The 15,819-nt window shown below is 52.8% G+C and carries 14 protein-coding genes and 1 pseudogene; 5 read left to right on the forward strand and 10 right to left on the reverse strand.

Annotation, left to right across the window (positions count from 1 at the left end):
• Window positions 1-5: 5 nt before the first annotated feature.
• From RUE5091_RS20665 to RUE5091_RS20675, 3 genes are all read right to left on the reverse strand, one after another.
• The gene (locus RUE5091_RS20665; RefSeq protein ID WP_058283833.1) at window positions 6-944 is read right to left on the reverse strand and encodes an ABC transporter permease; all 939 of its coding nucleotides are present in this window, start codon (window positions 942-944) and stop codon (window positions 6-8) included.
• An 86-nt stretch (window positions 945-1,030) separates the two neighbouring features.
• Entirely contained in the window at window positions 1,031-2,596 is a 1,566-nt protein-coding gene (locus tag RUE5091_RS20670; RefSeq protein ID WP_058283834.1) for an ABC transporter substrate-binding protein, read from the reverse strand.
• A gap of 21 nt (window positions 2,597-2,617) precedes the next feature.
• On the reverse strand, window positions 2,618-4,594 hold the full coding sequence (locus RUE5091_RS20675) for a CocE/NonD family hydrolase (RefSeq protein ID WP_058283835.1): 1,977 nt from the start codon (window positions 4,592-4,594) through the stop codon (window positions 2,618-2,620).
• A gap of 129 nt (window positions 4,595-4,723) precedes the next feature.
• On the opposite strand from RUE5091_RS20675, the gene RUE5091_RS20680 reads away from it, so the two are divergent.
• Window positions 4,724-5,485, forward strand: a complete 762-nt coding sequence (locus RUE5091_RS20680; protein WP_058283836.1) for a helix-turn-helix transcriptional regulator — start codon at window positions 4,724-4,726, stop codon at window positions 5,483-5,485.
• Between the two features lie 372 nt (window positions 5,486-5,857).
• Here RUE5091_RS20680 and RUE5091_RS22770 read toward each other — a convergent pair whose 3' ends face one another.
• Window positions 5,858-5,998, reverse strand: a complete 141-nt coding sequence (locus RUE5091_RS22770; RefSeq protein WP_243470839.1) for a cupredoxin domain-containing protein — start codon at window positions 5,996-5,998, stop codon at window positions 5,858-5,860.
• 64 nt (window positions 5,999-6,062) lie between these two features.
• Between RUE5091_RS22770 and RUE5091_RS20685 the strand changes: the two genes are divergently transcribed.
• Window positions 6,063-6,350, forward strand: coding sequence for an Lrp/AsnC ligand binding domain-containing protein (locus RUE5091_RS20685; protein WP_058283837.1), 288 nt, complete (start codon window positions 6,063-6,065; stop codon window positions 6,348-6,350).
• Window positions 6,351-6,420: 70 nt separating this feature from the next.
• On the opposite strand, the gene RUE5091_RS20690 is transcribed toward RUE5091_RS20685, so the two are convergent.
• The 3 genes from RUE5091_RS20690 to RUE5091_RS20700 all read right to left on the reverse strand — a co-directional run bounded on the left by RUE5091_RS20690 (window position 6,421) and on the right by RUE5091_RS20700 (window position 9,817).
• On the reverse strand, window positions 6,421-7,254 hold the full coding sequence (locus tag RUE5091_RS20690) for a 3-oxoadipate:acetyl-CoA acetyltransferase (protein ID WP_058283838.1): 834 nt from the start codon (window positions 7,252-7,254) through the stop codon (window positions 6,421-6,423).
• A gap of 492 nt (window positions 7,255-7,746) precedes the next feature.
• Window positions 7,747-8,946 carry an MFS transporter gene (locus RUE5091_RS20695; protein WP_082643760.1) on the reverse strand — a complete coding sequence of 400 codons (1,200 nt, stop codon included), beginning with the start codon at window positions 8,944-8,946 and terminating at the stop codon, window positions 7,747-7,749.
• A gap of 253 nt (window positions 8,947-9,199) precedes the next feature.
• The gene (locus RUE5091_RS20700; protein ID WP_058283840.1) at window positions 9,200-9,817 is read right to left on the reverse strand and encodes a TetR/AcrR family transcriptional regulator; all 618 of its coding nucleotides are present in this window, start codon (window positions 9,815-9,817) and stop codon (window positions 9,200-9,202) included.
• A 383-nt stretch (window positions 9,818-10,200) separates the two neighbouring features.
• Between RUE5091_RS20700 and RUE5091_RS20705 the strand changes: the two genes are divergently transcribed.
• From RUE5091_RS20705 to RUE5091_RS20715, 3 genes are all read left to right on the forward strand, one after another.
• Window positions 10,201-11,484 carry an NAD(P)/FAD-dependent oxidoreductase gene (locus RUE5091_RS20705; RefSeq protein WP_058283841.1) on the forward strand — a complete coding sequence of 428 codons (1,284 nt, stop codon included), beginning with the start codon at window positions 10,201-10,203 and terminating at the stop codon, window positions 11,482-11,484.
• Window positions 11,485-11,504: 20 nt separating this feature from the next.
• Entirely contained in the window at window positions 11,505-12,887 is a 1,383-nt protein-coding gene (locus RUE5091_RS20710; protein ID WP_058283842.1) for an aldehyde dehydrogenase family protein, read from the forward strand.
• Between the two features lie 135 nt (window positions 12,888-13,022).
• Window positions 13,023-13,379, forward strand: a complete 357-nt coding sequence (locus RUE5091_RS20715) for a cupin domain-containing protein (protein WP_058283843.1) — start codon at window positions 13,023-13,025, stop codon at window positions 13,377-13,379.
• Between the two features lie 132 nt (window positions 13,380-13,511).
• Here RUE5091_RS20715 and RUE5091_RS20720 read toward each other — a convergent pair whose 3' ends face one another.
• From RUE5091_RS20720 to RUE5091_RS23685, 3 genes and pseudogenes are all read right to left on the reverse strand, one after another.
• Window positions 13,512-14,243 carry a type 1 glutamine amidotransferase gene (locus RUE5091_RS20720; RefSeq protein WP_058283844.1) on the reverse strand — a complete coding sequence of 244 codons (732 nt, stop codon included), beginning with the start codon at window positions 14,241-14,243 and terminating at the stop codon, window positions 13,512-13,514.
• A gap of 135 nt (window positions 14,244-14,378) precedes the next feature.
• Window positions 14,379-15,719 (reverse strand): glutamine synthetase family protein, encoded by a 1,341-nt coding sequence (locus RUE5091_RS20725; RefSeq protein ID WP_058283845.1) that lies wholly within the window; start codon window positions 15,717-15,719, stop codon window positions 14,379-14,381.
• A pseudogene (locus RUE5091_RS23685) lies at window positions 15,716-15,819 on the reverse strand (putrescine ABC transporter permease PotI); the annotation flags it as partial. The gene RUE5091_RS20725 and the pseudogene RUE5091_RS23685, both read right to left, overlap by 4 nt.

Consider the following 15,819-nt stretch of genomic DNA (forward strand, 5'->3'; position numbering starts at 1 on the left):
CCTCCTCAATGAGCTGTGCGTGCACGTGGGTCGAGCAACGCATTGATCAGATCAGCCAATGCGGTCGACACCACGAACAACGCCGTAGATACAAGGACCGTGCCCATCACAATCGGGTAGTTACGGGTCGTAATGCTATCGATAACCAACTTGCCCAAGCCTGGACGGGCAAAGACGATTTCAGCAAAAACGGCCGAGCTGAGAAGAAAGCCCATCCCAACCCCGATCACTGTGACCACCGGCAGAATGGCGATACGCAATGCGTAAACCATGACCACACGTCGCTCAGCGATACCAAATGCTCGGGCCGTGCGCACATGGCTTTCGCCCATAACTTCCAGCATCGACGCCCGCACCAGCCGGGCAATATAGCCAACCCAGCTGAGGCCGATGGCGAACGCGGGCAGAACCAGATGGTCAAGGCGGTCCCAGAACCCTTCTCCGGCGCCGATTGCCGGGAACCATTGCAGATGCACGGCAAAAATCAAAAGCGCCAAGAGTGCAACAACAAAGGCTGGGGCAGCGACAAAGCTGACTGAAACGGCAGCAGCGATCCTGTCGATCAACGTGTTTGGATGCGCAGCTGCATATGCGCCAAGTGCAATCCCCAGTGTTGCAGACCACAGGATCGAGGCAAAAATCAGTTCCAGAGTGAATGGCAACTGCTGGAACACAATCTCGGTCACGGACCGGCCCGAGAAAACATCGGTTCCAAGGTCACCCTGCAGAAGATTCCCATAGAAGATCAAAAGCTGTTTCCAGATTGGTTGATCAAGCCCCAGCGCTGCGGTGAGTTGGGCCTGAAGCTCGGGCGTGGCGCGCGGACCCAGCATGATCTGGACCGGGTCGCCTGGCACGGCGCGGATCATCAGGAACATGGCGGTGACCGCCACGAACAGGATGAGCAGCGACAGCCCGAAGCGACGGGTTGCGAAATTCAACATAGCCAACTGGCTCCTTGTGGCTTGATGGCGTTGTTTTTGGTGCGGCGAACGTCACGCGCCCGCCGCACCCGGTCGACCTGGGGAGATCAGGTCGCCTTGCCGAAATACCGAAGCAGAGACAGGCCATCTGGCCGCAGTGCCGGAATGACGCGTGCGCTGTGAATAACCGGTGTGGCCTCGTGGGTGATGAAGCGATAAGCGCCGCTTTCTTCCATCAAATCCTGCGCGCGCTGATACATTTCTGCCCGTTTTGCGATATCCGTTTCCGCAGCCGCGGTTTCATGAATTTCATTGAATTCAGGGCTGTTGAAACGCTCCCAGTTCCATTTTCCGATCTGTTCGGGCGTGAACCACGACGTCGCATAATATGGGTCCGGGGTCATCGAATAGCGGTTCAGAACAAGCTGCAGGTTCTCATTGTCTCCAGATGCCCAGAACGCACCGGATTCCAGAACGTTCACCTCAACCGTGATCCCGATCTGTGCCAGCGTTGCCTGAATGATCTGGGCAGTTGTTGTAAAAGTCGTCTTGTTCAGCGTATCCAGAGTCAGTGTAACGTTGGTTTCACCGGATTCCGCGAGCAGTTGCGCCGCCTTTTCAAAATCCGCCGCCGGTGGCACCAGCGAAGAAGGCCTATGCCCGGCAAGGCCCGGTGCGATAATGCCAGTTGCTGGTTCCGCAGCACCAAAATATGCCGCCTCCAGAATGCTGGGTACATCCACCGCGTGTTGAATCGCCTGCCGCAGTTTTTGATTTTGCAGCTTCGGATGGTCTACGTTCATTCCCATCCAGACATAATACAGGGAGGGTTTCTCGACCAGCGATCCACCATTGGGAACCCCGGCACGATAACGCTCGACCGAGCCCAGCGATACGCGGGTTACATCCAGTTCACCCGCCTCGAACGCGATCTCGGCCGTGTTTTCATCGTCGATCGGATAGATTTCGACAGTATCCCAGGTAGGAGCATCCCCTTTCCAATCGGGGTTACGCTTGAGAACGGTCTTTTCCTTGGGCGACCAGCTGTCCCGCAGGTAAGGGCCAGACTCGGCAACCGGATCAGCGCCAATCCGGCCACCGGCAGCTTCGACCGCTGCTTTTGAGACGATGTTGCCGGTAATGTACGGAAGGGCGATCGACCAGATCGGTGCAAAAGGCTTATTCAGCACAATCGTGCCTTCGCGCTCACCGGTCACCTCCACATGGCTGAATGGCCCCAGATCGGGCTTGTTGGGACTGTCGGTCGCGTCGTCCACGATCCGTTCCATGCTGAATTTGACGTCCTCGGCGGTCATGGCGCCAAATCCGTTGGTGAATCCGATATCGTCACGCAATGCGAACTTGATATGGGTTGGATCAACCTGTTCGATCATCGTCGCCGCATCCAGCTGCCAGCCCCATTCCTCGCCTGGTTTGTACTGGATCAGTTTGTTGTAGATCGATGCATGTACTTCTTCTTCGACGACTCCAACGGAATGTGCCGGATCCATGTTCTGTGCATCGCCATAAGCCCGCACCCGCAGCACACCATCGTCCGCCGCAAACGCGCGGTTTGCCCACCCCATCGGAAGCGCCGTGGCCGCCCCAAGAGCGGTTGCACCTTTCAGGAACCCCCGGCGACCTACATTGGCCTTTGTCCATTCGATCTTCATAGTATCCTCCCTTGGATTAAATCACAGAAGCCCACGCGGAACGGTTTCGGACCATTCCTTTGTCAGAACTTCAATTTCGTCTGCGCCTTCAGTGGCGCGTAGTTGGCGGTAGAGATAGAAATTCTGCGTATCGCAACTCATGCGGCACCGGGTTGAGATGGCGACTTGCCAATCCTCTCGTTCAAAAGTGAAATTCCAAGCCGTCTCGAAACATGCGGTGGAGGGATCACCTGGGTGAATGCCGTAGTGCATGCGCACATCGCTACCGACAATCAGATCGTGGTAGGGATCGCGCGATTTACCGTAGTCATCAAACGTCTTCAGAACTATCTGGCCGTCTTCGGTCTCGATCTGCTCGGATTGCGACGCAGGTGACCGAAGTTGCTCGGCATCAAGAACCGGGTAATCCTGAGCCCGGCTAGGCTCAGAAGCTTGTATTTCATGCATGACTTCGCGCACCGGCAGATGCAGGGAGCAATCCTGCAAATGCAATGTCACCTCAACGGCATTCGGTGCCGGCCAGACGATCGGCCAGTAAGACGTCGACAAGGCCAGCCGCAAAACATGGCCCTCACGCAATCGGTGCGCGCATTCATTCAGGGCAATCTCGGCCTCGTAAATCTCTCCGGGCCGTAGGGTTTCGGGCGTTTCATGACTGCGGTAGTGGCACAGATTCAGCGACCGATAGCTGATACGTTGTGAAATACCCTCGGACGACACATCGCACAGTCGCGCAACAAGCTGGGCGACAGGCCTATCTACCGAAAACTGAAACTTCAATTTAACGCGCCCCAGTAACTCCAGCGGTGCTTGCAATGGCGCGCTGTCAAAACAGACCGACATGGCGTCATCGCTTGACTGATCTCCGGGCAGCTCATTGTCGATCCGCATGCCGGCACAGAAATACCCGCTTTGCAGACCAATATGGCAAGGCGACGCGATAGCTACGGAACCAGTGTTCGGGCCTTCGGAAAATCCACCGGGTGCCAAATGCAAAATCTGTTCCTGTACGTGCGGCGACGGCCAGTTTGCTTCTGCAATCCAACGACCTTGCCGAGGCCCATTTTGCGGCGTCGGATTAAAGTGTTCCTGCATGTATGTCCGATAGGCAGGCAAATCCTCAGCACCATTTTCCTGGCCCTTCAGCCAGCGATCAAACCACCCGATAACTTCAGAGTGGAAATCTGCGGGATCAAGTTTCGAAATATGCGCATATCGGTGTTCCCACGGTCCAATAACGGCCTTGGTTGGCACCGTCAGGTTCTCCACCAAAGCTGGAGGCGCATTCACATAGGCATCCGCCCACCCTGTGATTGCCAAAACCGGGACCTGAATGGCAGACCAATCCTCGCAAACAGAGCCATGCCTCCAATAAGAGTCACGGGTTTGGTGGCGCAGCCAATCCGCAGCAGAGAATGGCACGTTTTGCAGGCGTGCCAGCCAATCCTCTCGCCAATTTGCACGTATGTCCGGATCAGCAGGGCGCGTCAGATAAGCGAACATCTGACTGCCCCAGTTCATGTTGTCACTCAGCAGGCATCCACCCATAAAATGGATGTCATCCGCATAGCGATCCACGGTCGAGGCGACGCTGATCACAGCTTTCAAAGCTGGTGGTCGGCGAAAGGCCAATTGCAAGCCGTTGAATCCGCCCCACGATATTCCGATCATCCCGACATGACCGTCACACCAATCCTGCGCCGCGATCCAGGCTATTACTTTCTCGCCATCACGCAGTTCTTGCTCAGAGTATTCGTCGTCGAATTGCCCTTCGCTGTCCCCGGTGCCAGCTATGTCGACCCGGACGCATGCATAGTTTGCCTCGGCAAAAACTCTGTGGGTAGTTTCATCTCTAGGCGCTGTGCCATCGCGTTTGCGGTAAGGCAGGTATTCCAATATGGCCGGTGCTGGACCTGTGTCGGGTAACCAGATACGCGCAGCAAGCCTCCGCCCATCGGAGAGTGTGATCCATGTGTTTTCGATGGTTTGAACTGGCATCTAGAAGCTTGTCTGTTGCGAACTGATGCCCAAGAAGAAACTAATTTGCAGGGAAAACAAATTGTGCGAACTTATGCGAACTGACGCTATCTGTAGTGATATAGCGTCAAAACGCGAAAGGTTTTACCTATGACAGAAAATTTTTCCGCAAACCTAAAGTCTTTATGTGCAGAACACGGCAGCATTTCGCAGATCTGTCGCGACATCGGCGTCAACAGGCAGCAATTCAATCGTTATCTGAATGGTTCTAGCCTTCCTTCAGCCCACAACATGCGCCGAATTGCGCGTCACTTCGATCTAACAGAAGCGGACCTGTTCGCTGAAACAACAAGCTTTGAACGCATGCTAAAGGGTGTCCTACCGCAAGTTGGCAAAACACCTACAGACGCGTTTTTGGATCCCTTTCGGGGGCAACAGAAAAACCTTCGGCGTTACGCAGGTTTCTATCATTCATACTTCTGCACGCCATCTTGGGAAGGAAAGATCTTTTGTTCGTTGATCCGCATTCAGGAAGTGGATGGACTTATCACGAGCCGCTCCCGGGAGATTGCCACTTCACAGGATAAAAGCACGCACCAGATTTCGCGTTACGCTGGCTTAGTGACAATGCGTGGCAACAGGATATTTGTAACTGAACACGAACTCGCGCGCGAAGGTAGCGTTGCCAATACCATCTTGTACTCCGCTCATCGCCAGCAGCTGAAGTATCTGCGAGGAATGACCATGGGCGTCGCCTGGCGCCCGTACCCTCATCCCTATGCTGCCAAAACAATCTGGAAACGATTGCACGAGCGTGTCACTGCGCGCGAGGCAATTGCTGCTTGTGGTATTTACCCAATCCAAAGCAATAAGATCGACCCAACTGTCAGGAAGCACCTGACCGAGGCTTGAATCGTCGGATCGACATAAGCGGTGGTGCGGTTTCCTTGGTGCGATATACAGTTCAAAGGACGCATTTTCATCCAGGCATTGCGCAATCAACTTCGCAAACGTGCTGATGACGTACTCTTAATCTCTAACGTTTGACTGGTATATTTGAGGCCTGAGATCAAAAATCCCAACCGCTGCAAGACGGCTCTGTGGACGCATTCGGATCAATAGAGACCTGGAACGCACTGTTGTTGAGAATGTCCGGTCTAGTCTGATCAGCAGGAAGCCAAGCCAATCAGACGGGAGGGCTATTACCCTTTCTTCGTGGAAAACTGTGGAGCCGCTTCCATTCAACTACTCTTGCGCGAAAGACGCGCGACACTGCAGCACCGGTTAACTAAGTAAGCCTGACGCTTCCGCTTCGGTCCAAAGTTCATCAAAGACAACGTTGGCGCGACCGCGATGTTTCACGGATTTCGATGCTTCCAGGTTAGCCAGCTTGCCTTCGCCATTCACGATAACCAGGCCAACCATGCCCATGGCTTCGTGCGGTGCGCACACGTAGCCATAGATACCTGGTCTTTCGAACGTGACTTCGATGTCCTTGCTGAGTTTCTCACTAGTTGTCTACGTCAGCGTCATCCTGAACAATCAAGGGCGCGACGCCACTCAAGAATTTGAGAAAGCCATCCAGGGATACCCCAATGTTATTGAATGCAGTTTTATGACTGGCTCATACGACTATCTGATCAAGACCGTCGCGCGAGATATCACTGATTATGAGACGTTCCTGATGAACAGGCTCACAAAGTTGCCTTGCATTGCCAAGGTTGAGAGTTTCGTGAGTATGCGCACCGTCAAAAGCTCGGTCATCATCCCTGTTTAGCTCACACTGTTGGTCAGCTGGGCTTCAAGCCTGCTTTCCGCCAATAAAATGCAGATAGATTGGTTTGATGTTAAACCAGCTTCTTCAATCCTAAGATCTCCCGCGCCTGTTGGGCGGTCGCAACGGGCCGCTCGTATTTGTGGCAAATGTCGGTGGCCCGTTTCACAAGAGCTGCATTCGACGGCGCGAGATTTTCTTTGTCGAGGCGGACATTATCCTCAAGGCCCGTGCGAATATGACCGTCTGCTGCGATTGCCCATTCATTCAACTCAATTTGATGGCGTCCGATCCCGGCCGCGCACCATTCGGCTTCTGGCGAAAGCCGGTTGAGAGTACGAATGTAGTAGTTCAATGTGTCTCGATCTGCAGGCATTGCATTCTTAACACCCATGACGAACTGAACATATAGACGGCCGTGCAACGCTCCAGCATTGTGCATTTCTACGGCTTTGTGGATATGGCTTAAATCAAAGGCCTCAATTTCCGGAGTGATGTTGTATCTGATCATTTCAGATGCAAGCCAGGCCACCAGATCAGGCGGATTCTCATAAACTCTGGTCGGGAAATTGTTGGAGCCGACAGATAACGACGCCATGTCCGGCTGAAGTGAAAGCATGTCTCCGCGCGTTTTGCCAGCGCCCGAACGGCCACCCGTAGAAAACTGTATGATCATACCGGGGCAGTACTGCTCTATTCCTTCTTTCAGCCGGGCAAATCGTTCTGGATCTGAGCTGGGAGACTGGTCGTCATTTCTGACATGACAGTGCACGATTGATGCGCCAGCCTCAAAGGCTTCATGTGTCGAATTCACTTGCTCAGAGATCGTGACCGGTACCGCAGGATTGTCGGCTTTTGTGGGCAGCGAACCGGTGATGGCAACACAGATTATGCAGGGTTTTTTCATGGCGAGTTTTCTTCAATGGTGAGGCTGATGATTGAATTTCTTAAGTCAATTTATGAGCGGAAATGGGAACGCATCAACAACTCCGTCCAGATTGAGGGTTTTGTTCAACAGTCGAAACATGAGTTCGTATTCTGATCGTTTACGGATCTGTTTCCAGGATTGTTGGGGTATTGTCTCTGCTGCTTGAGTACGTTTCAATAGGCCTTTTCGACAGCTTATACGGATGTTTCAGCTTTTCGTAAGACGTTTCATAAAATCGTGAGTTTGACGCCCGGTGACTACCGAAAACGATTTTTGCAGGTTGAGACTTTGCTCAAACGATTTCGCAGCATGTTCCTTGGTTTCAGTTGCCGATTACCGGCCCAGCTGAGACTGCCCAATTGTTGATCGACTAAACAAACGTGACCCTTACCGAAAGTATCCCGGTAAGGGTCAGATTTTAGACCGTGATTTGGATCACTCTGCCATCTCAGGAGTTGGGCAGTGGTATTGTTACCAAGTGACCCTCTCAGAGTAGTTTTTCTTGTCCAGCATCTTTGCGGGTGCAAAGGCCAAGAGTACTGAAATCGAATAGAGGCCAGCGGTCAAATAGACGACTTTGCTAAAGTCATCGTCGCCAACAAGCAGCGAGCCAATAGCAGGACCGAAGGCAAGCCCAACGCTGCTGGAGAACGCTGAAAATGCGGCAGCTTTACCCGTGTTGTCCATCTCTGCGGCCACGCCCATGAGGTATGGAAGATACATCGAGAACCCGAGGGAGAGGGTCACGCAGGCAAACAGGAACGCCCAGATAAACGAAGAGAGGAGAAACAGCGACCCGAAACTGACCAGTATTCCAAGGAACAAAAGTGGCTTTGTCCGGCCTTTCTTTGTGGCCAACCAGATGACAAACAATGCACCGGCTGCACCAACCCAGTACGTCACACCGACGATGCCGCTCGCCATTGCGAAATCCATGCCGTGCGATATTCCGATTTCAATTGCGAAAATGAATGATGCCATTGTCCCAACTTGGAAAAGGAAGACTGCCAGCAGAATAGATGCGATGAACAAAGCAGGCGCACGGTGCGTCGAGGTGGCTTCGTCTTTGTCTGGAAGCGGTGGGTAACTATCCAGGAAGGGCAAGGTCAGCAGCGCAAGGGCGTAGAACACGATTAACGTGTACCAAAGAACGCTGATGCCTACTTCTTCAATATACACCGGCAGTATGACCAACAGGCTGCCGGACAAAAAGATCACGAGCAGGGTGAAGTACGCTATCATGCGCTCAGGGTGCGAGGTCTTCGAGTAAACCGAAAACACCATCGCGATCATTGCGCCGACGCCCAGCCCGCTCAAGAATCTAAGAACGAACAGGTTTGCGTTAATGCCCAGTACCGCCGTTGCAAAATCGACACCAATCATCAGTACAATGGTGACAGCAGCTGATTTTCGCCAATTGATCTTTTCAACGAGAGGAGAAAGGACCAAAGCCCCCAAGGACGTACCCAAAACATTGGCCGCAAAGACAAATCCAGCAGTGTCAGCATCTAGCCCATAGGCATCTGATACACCCGTTACAACAATTGGGGCGAGGTTCACAATCAAACTTGTGGCAGCAAGCAAAAAGCCCAGTACTAAACCTGCGGCAGCCCCGTTTCGTGGAAGTGTTCGTCTTCGGGTACTTCCAGGTTCTATGGTGTTATCACTCATTTCCAGCCTCCTCCCGGCTATTCCGGTTTCTTCTGTTCTGCAGTTGTAATGATGTTCTGCTGTTGAAAGCCGGACACCAAGACCGCCGCGATTCCCATGACGCAAGGCGCGTCACCCTAAGTTTGAGATTTCTCGCTTCTCTGCTTTCTGTTGCATCTACGGGCAGCGAAACAATTCGTTGTCCCTCCGGAAGAGGAATCTCTTGTCGCGGGGCTTGGCAATTCAGTTGTGCCCGAGATGCTGACCCACTTCGTTAGCGACATGCTACCAGCCCCAGTATGTGAGCGTTCATTGTGTTCAATTTGGAATGATGCGCTTCAATTGGCGTTTCACTGTTTCGAACAAACTCGAGGAAAAGCTGCGTCGCGCTGCTCTCAAGGACTTGGGCAAACATTTCGGAATCTAAGGATTGCGGCAGCAAATCGTTGGATTTCAATTTGTTGACTAGCCGCTCGAATTGATCACGTACTTTTCGCAGGCAATTCTCGTATTCAAAGGCGAAATGTGGATCCGGGTCGCAGACAAACGCGGCAATTCCAAAACGCCACATTTCTCGCGTAAGTCCTTGATGATCAATTGCGAAATGACAGACGGAGAGTGAGTTGATCGCGGCCAGCGCGCTTACAGTGTCTGAATCGATTACTTCTTGGCCGCGTTTGAAGGCCAAATCAAAATCGCGGACAATAACGGCCAGCAGCAACTCATTTTTTGTGCTGAAGTAGCTGTACAAAGTTCGCGGAGAAACTTCGGCAAGTTTCGCAATCTCTTCTAGCTTTACTTCACTGTAGCGCCTCTTCCCAAACAGAGATGCGGCAGACTTCAGTAAAGCCGATTTTCTTTTTTCTTTCTGTTGTTCACGCAGACCCGCCATTGGCTCGTCATAGTCTCTGGCCGAGCGTGAGGCAATAAAAAAGATATAGTTGACTATAAAATTGCAGTTAGCTACTGAAAAATTGAAAATACCCAAATTGGAGAAACGTAATCATAACCATTGCTTGGGACGTTTTGGCGCCTCTAAGAAGCGGATTGAGTTTTGACAGCCCCGTTGCCTGAGGTTGCTGCTGTAGGCGTCGGGGGCGCTGGTCAACATTTGATAAAAAACGTTTTGTTTGACGAAAATTTCGAATCGCTTTCAGGTGTGAGGATGGAAGAAAATTTTTGATAGCCGCCTAAATAGAATGCATTAGAGGGTTGCGGAAACAACAGTTGCGCTTAGAGTTGGCTCGATATAAATTTGATCAAAAAGGAACCTAAATGCACGCGAACTCTTACTACGCAGCGACAGCCCGCGATACGAAGGGCTTTGCTCAACTGGCAGAAAACACTGATGTGGATGTTGCAATTATCGGCGGCGGCTTCAGCGGAGTTGCAACCGCTGTTGAACTTGCAGAGCGAGGTAAGAAGGTCGTGTTGCTGGAGGCCAACAAAGTCGGTTGGGGTGCAACCGGGCGAAATGGTGGGCAGGTTACAGGCAGTTTGTCAGGCGATAAGGCCATGGCGCGTGAGTTTCGCCGCTCCGTCGGGAGCGAAGCAGACGATGTGGTCTGGAAAACACGCTGGCGTGGTCACGACATCATTCGGAACAGAATCGAAAAATACGGTATCGAATGCGATCTGAGTTTTGGTCACCTTCAAACTGCGATGAAGGCTTCTCATCTAGATGAGCTCAAGGCGATCTATGATGAGGCGCTGAAAAGAGGAATGGGCGACGACCTTGAGCTGGTCGATGGCGAAAGCATCCCAAATTATCTGGAAACAGATATCTACTGCGGCGGCTTGCTGAACCGGCGCAATATGCATGTGCACTCAATGGACTTGTGTGTCGGAGAGGCGCGCGCTGCAGAGTCCCTGGGCGCGATGGTGTATGAGAATTCACAGGTCTTGAAGATCGAGCATGGCTCGGGCCGACCGGTGTTGATCACCGAGCACGGTCGGGTTGTGGCTGACAGGGTTCTGATTGCAGGCAACGCCTATCATCACCTGGAACAAAAAGAGCTTAAGGGCAAAATGTTCCCAGCTTCGTTGGCGAACATGGCCACCGTCGAACTAGGCGAAGAGGTCGCGCGCCAAATCAACCCGCACAATCTGGCGGTCTACGACTGTCGGTTTGTTCTGGATTATTACCGTTGCACGGCTGATCACCGTTTGATGTTTGGTGGTGGTACCAACTATTCCGGCCGCGACAGCCAAGACATCGGTGCTGAATTGCGGCCAGCACTAGAACGAACTTTCCCGCGCCTCAAAGGCATCGATATCGAGTTCAGCTGGGCAGGTATCGATGGGATCGTCCTGAATCGCATTCCGCAGGTTGGGAAAATCGGCGAGAATGTATTCTATATGCAAGGCTACTCGGGGCATGGAATTGCGTTGACCCATATTCTGGGTGAGATCATGGCCGATGCCATCTGCGGAGATCTGACCGAGTACCTGATCTACGAGAACGTACACCACACGAAGTTACCATTTACCCGCACGCTTGGCAGCCAGGCCATAGCGGTGGGCATGATGTACTACAAGCTCAAGGAAAAGCTGCGCTGATCGCAGAGGAGAACAAAGTAATGACGGAAATTAAATGCGTCTCGCCTATCAACGATGAAGTCTATGTGACCCGCCAGGCAATGACGAAAGATGAAGCGTTGTCACGCATTGAACGCAGCAAAGCTGCGGGCAAGGCTTGGGCTGCACGACCGGTGGCGGAACGTCGTGATCTGGTTGTCAAAGCGATCAAACAGCTTGCCACGCATCGTGACGAATCTGCGTTGGCGGTGGCCAACATGATGGGTCGTCCGAAGGACTTGTTCTTTGAATTCAACGGCTGCATCGAGCGTGCCGAGTACATGGCCAAGATCGCCGAAGACACCTTGAAACCCATCGTGACAGAAGACAGCGACAGGTTCGAACGCCGCATTGAGAAAGAACCGGTGGGCGTCGTCTTTATCGTCGCGCCGTGGAATTACCCGTTCCTGACAACCATCAATTCTCTGGTTCCAGCGTTGATTGCGGGTAATTCGGTCATCATGAAGCACGCTGCACAAACTCTGATCGCCGGCGAATTCATCGTGAAAGCCTTTGAAGAAGTGGGCTTCCCAGTTGATGTCCTGCAGAACGTGTTCTTTGACCACAGCACCACGTCCGAGTTGATTGGTGAAGGCCATTTTGGTTTTGTGAACTTCACAGGGTCGGTTGGCGGTGGCCAGGCGATGGAACGTGCTGCGGCTGGAACCTTTACCGCCGTCGGAACTGAACTCGGTGGCAAAGACCCGGCCTATGTGATGGACGACGCCAATCTGGACGCGGCCGTTGCTACATTGATGGATGGCGCCTTCTTCAACGCTGGCCAGTGCTGCTGTGGGATCGAACGCGTTTACGTTCATGAAAGCAAATTCGATGAATTCGTCGAAAAAGCAGTTGCTGAGGTGAACAAGCTGAAGTTGGGAAATCCCTTGGAAGAGGGCACGACCCTTGGGCCGATGGCCAATGTCCGGTTTGCGCAAGAAGTTCGGGATCAGGTCAAAGAGGCCATCGCCGACGGTGCGACAGCTCTGATTGATCCGGCCAATTTTCCTGCGGATGACGGTGGCGCCTATCTGGCACCGCAGATCTTGGTGGATGTCACGCATGACATGCGCGTGATGCGGGATGAAAGCTTTGGCCCGGTTGTTGGTATCATGAAGGTTTCCTCAGATGAGGAGGCGATTGAGCTGATGAATGACAGTGAATTTGGTTTGACTGTCAGCCTTTGGACCGAAGATGCAGACCGCGCATCCAAAATTGGCACCCAGGTGGAAACCGGAACTGTCTTTATGAACCGGTGTGACTATCTGGATCCGGCCGTCTGTTGGACAGGTTGTAAGAATACAGGACGCGGCGCCACTCTGTCGGTGCTTGGGTATAACTCGCTCACTCGACCGAAATCGTACCACTTGAAAAAGGTGCTCTGAACGCCAGTAGCCAAGAAAGACGTTACCTCAAAGGTTAACATCTGTGTGCCCTGCGCTGTCACGTGCGGTGGTCAATGGAATTTCCCTCAACTAGGTCCGGCGTAATGCTGGACCGATTTTTTGGAGTCACAAAAGATGAGCAACCAAACAATCACACGCATTGATCAGAACGTGCCTGTAATCGAAAGCGACATTTCCTCAGAGAAACTTGTATCAGGCAACGCTGCAACGAAGTTGTGGAATGCTTTTTCGGACAGCACGGAACAGTTCCATGTGGGGCAATGGTCCAGCGAACCCTGCAAGTTGAATGTTAGCTATTCCGAAAATGAGCTTTGCGTTCTGGTCGAAGGAACGGCGACCATCGAAAATCAGGATGGGGAAAGCTGGACCTATTCCGAAGGTGATGCATTTATCATCCCCGCCGGGTTCATAGGAACATGGGAATCTGTCACTGCAGTGCGCAAAATTTACGCCGCTTTTGAGTTGGCATAACCTGCGTTGGAAAGTTGCGGTTCCAAGCGGCCTTGGTCCTGGCGAGTGTCGATGGCAGCCTGAGCTGCAGTAGAAAAAAGTGAGCCCCCGATAAATCGGGGGCTCTGAAACCACAAGGTTGAAGGCGATTAGTTAGGATTTAGATGTCTTCGCCAATAGATGCTGTTTGATAAGATTGGCTAACATCGAACGGTTATCCTCAATCGCCATATTGAGTTGGCCCTGATCGACGTCCTCGTCCTTAAGTACGCTACCCCGCCGATTTTCCAGAAGGGCGCTCGCGTAGGGTTTGGAGAACTCCGGATGACCCTGAACCGTGATCGCGAAACCGGGATACCACAGGGCACCATGTTCGCAAAATTCTGTTGAGGCGATTGTCACGGCTCCCTCAGGGGCTTCTTCGACCTGATCCTGATGATAGGCTTGGATCGCTATCGTTTCAGGCACGCCGCCTAATTCTTCCGGCCAATTGATTGTCGAAGGGTATTGATGCACACCCAATCCCCAGCCTTTGTCGGATTTGCGTACCACACCACCCAAAGCTTGCGCGATGATCTGGTGACCGAAGCAAATGCCGAACATCAATTGGTTGGAGTCCCGCGCGTCGCGAATGAACTCCTCTAGCGGCGCGATCCAGGCATGGTCTTCGTAGGCTCCGAATTTGGAGCCAGTAATTATCCAAAGGTCCGCTTCCTTTGCACTTGATGGAAATTCATTGTCCAGCACGGCGTAAGAGGTGAAATCGGCATCAATCTCGCCCATCCACTGACGCACCATACCCGGGTAGTCGCCATATTCCTGCGCCAACTCCACCGGCGGCCGACCTGTTTCAAGAATTCCAATGCGGATTTTCTTGTCGCTCATATTGTTTCCTGTTCTGTTTCTAAAGTGATGCCAATGTTGTAGCCAAAGCGAGTTTCCTTCAGCTTTGAATCCCAACGAAAGTGCTGTTGCCCAGCAAATTAACTTTCCTTGTTACGGCATCACTGGATTTTCTTTTCACATCCGGCTGAGATAATATGTGTATTCTGCGGGTGAGATCGGATCCAATATGGTCGCAATTTCGTCGCGTTTTACTGCCGAGTACACTTCGCGGTAATCTCCGAAGCAATCGGCGGCGACATCCGAGCCGGAAAACCGTTCCACGGCAAGTGACCAGTCATGCCCAAGCGGCGCTGCGGGTACACATTCGGGATCATCCAGAGGAAGTGATAAGGACGGAGCTGTTGTCAGCCCATGAAGCATTCCGCCGAGAATTGCAGTTAGGACCAGATATGGATTGGTATCTGCCCCACTAATACGGTGTTCAAGTCGCGCACCCGGGCCCTTGATCTCGGGCAGTCGGACCGACGCCGCCCGGTTGTCGAGACCCCAATCGGGTGTCGCCGGCGCGAAACTGTTAGGTTTAAATCGACGATAAGAGTTTGCGTGGGGGGCAAAGATCGCTTGCAGGTCGCGCATACTGTCAATCACCCCCGCCACCGCGTTCCGCAAGTTCTGCGCAATATCTCCATCTTTGGCGGGCGAAAAGATGTTTTGGCCGTCCCGATCTATCACCGATGCATGAACATGCATGCCATTGCCTGGTTGATCGGCATATGGCTTGGCCATGAAGGTTGCCTCATATCCATGGCTGTCAACGATGCCGCGCACCAAACGTCGAAACAGGATGGCCGTTTCTGCTGCCGCCAATGCGTCATCCGTGTGGTGAAAGTTGATCTCGAATTGGCCCTGGCCATACTCTGCGATCAAAGTGTCAGTTGCCAGTCCTTGCGCTATACTAGCCGCCATAATGTCATTGAGGATCACTTCGCGTTTGGCAAGAAGCTCCATATCGTAGTTCTGCGCGTCAGGGCTAAACGACGGCGGTGTCGGCGCTTCTGCCCGCTCCGAGCGTGCACGCAAGATGTAGAATTCTAGCTCTGTGGCTACAACTGGCCGCCAACCGTGGTCTTTGAAACGCGTTAGCATCCGTTGCAGCAGGGCCCTCGGAGAGTTGGTGCTAATCGCGCCACTTTTGTCGGTCATCTCAACCAACACCTGCGCCACGTTTCCTCGCAGCCAAGGCGCTGGTTTCAGCGTTCCTTCAATTGGAACAAGAACGCCGTCAGGGTCACCAACCTCAATGCCCAGGCCGGTTTCCGCAACTTCATTGCCCATTATGGCCGGTGCGTAGGTGGACAGGGGAAGGCGCACCGCCCCCTTTTCTAGCTTGTCGGCCCCATCGCCTGGTAACCATTTGCCTCGGAGCACGGCATTGAGATCGCAGAGCAACAGCTCAACCCGGTCAGGTGTTCCGCTCTCGGCGCAAAAGGCTTTGTAGTCATTAGTAAAACTCATGCACGATGATCCGCTTTTTGTTCTTCCTGTTGCTTTTTTAGTGATGCCCGTTTTGTGACCAGCGACGCGGTGATGACACCGACCGTGACGATCGCGATCA

The organism is Ruegeria denitrificans (assembly GCF_001458295.1).
GTDB classification, from domain to species: Bacteria; Pseudomonadota; Alphaproteobacteria; order Rhodobacterales; family Rhodobacteraceae; genus Ruegeria; species Ruegeria denitrificans.